This is a genomic window from Alistipes sp. CAG:29 (assembly GCF_000435435.1).
GTDB lineage: Bacteria > Bacteroidota > Bacteroidia > Bacteroidales > Rikenellaceae > Alistipes > Alistipes onderdonkii.
In genome coordinates this window covers 1-2667 of record NZ_FR893409.1, presented here as the reverse complement: position 1 = coordinate 2667, position 2667 = coordinate 1, and the positions used below count along the sequence as shown (strand labels likewise).

At 59.1% G+C, this 2667-nt stretch carries 3 protein-coding genes and 1 pseudogene; all 4 read right to left on the bottom strand.

The genetic code is table 11. From position 1 onward, the window contains the following. Window positions 1-60: 60 nt before the first annotated feature. On the bottom strand, window positions 61-684 hold the full coding sequence (traK, locus tag QVP03_RS02020; protein ID WP_022331992.1) for a conjugative transposon protein TraK: 624 nt from the start codon (window positions 682-684) through the stop codon (window positions 61-63). A 14-nt stretch (window positions 685-698) separates the two neighbouring features. After that, window positions 699-1775, bottom strand: coding sequence for a conjugative transposon protein TraJ (gene traJ / locus QVP03_RS02015; RefSeq protein ID WP_022331991.1), 1077 nt, complete (start codon window positions 1773-1775; stop codon window positions 699-701). A 1-nt stretch (window position 1776) separates the two neighbouring features. After that, window positions 1777-2406 carry a DUF4141 domain-containing protein gene (locus QVP03_RS02010; RefSeq protein ID WP_022331990.1) on the bottom strand — a complete coding sequence of 210 codons (630 nt, stop codon included), beginning with the start codon at window positions 2404-2406 and terminating at the stop codon, window positions 1777-1779. 46 nt (window positions 2407-2452) lie between these two features. Continuing rightward, window positions 2453-2667: pseudogene (locus QVP03_RS02005) on the bottom strand (hypothetical protein); the annotation flags it as partial.

Below are 2667 nucleotides of genomic sequence, written 5' to 3'. Positions count from 1 at the left end.
CCCCCCCCCCCCCCCCCCCCCCGCCGCACCCAACGGATGCGGCAGTGCAGGGAGTGCGGTTTAACGGTCATAGGTTGCAATGTCTTTGTTCTCGACGATGTTCAGCGCTTCGACCATGAATCCCTGCGGGTTGTTGTCCGAGCGGGAGACGTTCACCAGACGGCACGTCGTGACGAGCGACCGCTCCGTGACGGTGCTCTCGCGCAGGATACGCTGCCGTGCAAAGGTCGTAACCTCGTAAGGATAATGGTTGAAATCGCAGCGGATGCTGTCCACTTTGACCATCTGCGAGACATTGCCCGCGATCAGGCGGTTGAAGAATCCCTTCTCCTGCAAGACCTTGTAGTAGGACAAGGCGCTTTTGTCGGCCATCTGCAGGGCGCGTCCGACATTGGACTCGATGGCCGCCTTGTCGGGCGAGAGGGTGAAAAAGAGTTCGTGGAAGCGCCGCACATGCTCGCGGGCCTCTACGGGACGGTTCTGTGCGAGGTCCTGCGAGAGCGCCACCATCAGCGAGCGCCCGGTGTCCAGTACGTAGATCTTCTGCCGCTGCCGTTCGGCGAAGGAGTAGGACAACCAGACCGCCGCCACGGTTACGACGGCGCAGATTCCGACGAAGACGAAAGCGTACATGCGCAGTTGCCGAAACGATGTTTCGATGTTCGTTAAACACTTGAATTCCATAACAGCGAATTATTTTATTTTCTGAAAATAAGCCGGGCGCCGTTCATGATACCACGCCCTACGGCCTTACCGCCCGATAATGCCGCCGAGCCGGCGCCTTTGGCCCCGGCCCATGCTTTGCCGGCCGTCCATCCGGCTCCGGCGCTTACGAGCGAGGTCATCTTCGAGACGGTCTTGTTGTAGGCGGCGAATCCGTTCGCCTGCACGACCCACGAGGCGATCGAGGGGATGCAGAGATATCCGCATACGGCCACGAGCATGAAGATCAGGTTCAGGCTGTTCGACCAGTCCACATACCAGTTGTATCCCTGCTCCATAAGTTCGGTATCATGCCGCATGGCGAGACTTTGCAAACGTGCGATGATCGCTGAGAAAAGGTCCGAGATCGGCAGCCACAGGTAGATCGAGACATACTTCGTGAGCCATTGCGTCAGTGTGGACTGGAATCCGTCGAACACGGAGATGGCAAAGGCGATCGGCCCCAGCAGCGACAGCACGACCAGATAGAAAGTCCTCAGCACGTCGAGTATGACGCTCGCGGCCGCGAAGAGCAGTTCGAGTATCCATGCCAAGCCTTTGAAGATAAGTCCTTTTACAGACCATGAGGAGCGTTCCTCGTTCATGCGGTCGAGTGTCTGCTGTGTCTGGTCGTCCACGCCCAGCTCGCTGAGCTCGCGCTCCATCTCCTCGTCCTCGGCGTAGTAGCTGTCCGGAGGCATCTGCTCGCGGCCTTCGAGTTCGAGCCGCTCACGCCGCTCCTGCCACTGTTGCATGTCGAGCGTCTGCCCGGCCATAAGCGAATGCGTGGCCTTTACCAGCGGCGAGAGAATGCCGTTCAGGCTTCCCAGCACCAGCGTCGGAAAGAATAGGATGCAGATTCCGATGGCGAAGGGCCGCATAAGGGGAAAGAGGTCGATAGGTTCGGCTTGGGCCATCGACTGCCAGACGCGGTAAGCGATGTAGAGCAGCGCCCCGATCCCTGCGATGGCCATTGCGACCTGCGACATCGGGTAGCACAGCGCCATCATATCGTCGTATAACACCCGGAGAATCGTGTGCAGATTCTCCGTAAGGGAAAGCATGCGTACCATACTACCAGTAGCGTTGTTCGTCGGTTCCGTAGAGCGAGAGTACACCCTCCATGTCCCGCTTCCGGGCGGCCCGCAGCAGGGATATGGAGATGTTCTTGCGCGTGTAGTAGCGTGCCAGATCGCGGTGGCGCCGCAACACGCCGTAGACGCGCTGCACTACGTCGATACGGTCCTTGTCCGTCAGGGACATGTCCGTAGGGTTCACGATGTCCTGCAGCTCCTTCAATTCCCCGGCCGACTCCTCGATGATGCGGGCGTAGCCTGCGGCGATGGCCGCGAGCTCCGCGGGCGTGAAGTTCTCGTCGCCGACCATGCGGCGATAACCGTCGACGTAGATGTCCGAGATTTCGCCCACGAGCAGGATGCACTGCTGCACCTTGCGGGCCGAGCGGACGAGGTTGCTGACGGATTTCAGGGCGTCGTAGTATCGCTTCCCCTGCTCATAAATCTTCACGGTTTCCTGAAAACTTTGCAGCATGGTGGAGCCGTTCTTGGCGGCTTCGACGACCTGCTTGGTGGAGTTGACGATGCCCTGCGCGAGGTTCGTGGGGTCCGAGACGACCCACTGGGCGTATGTGCTGCGGCCCGTGCAGACGAGGCACAGACACAGCAGAATGATTTTCTGTTTCATGCTCGAATTGATTGTGTTATTGAGGATATTCACCCGAAGACGGGCATCACCGCTTTATCCGCCGACCCGAAGCCGGCTGTTCGGTTTGCTCTTCCCTTGCAGAATTGATTTCTTTCTGCCGCACCCCGGAAATATGTTTCTCCGGCTTCGGGCCTTTCTGTCGCAGGGATTCGAACAGATCGTCCGCGTAGGGCTGCCGCCCGGTTATACGTACGAGCCGTGCATCCAACTCCCGGAAGGCTTTTTCAATCTGCCGGGACT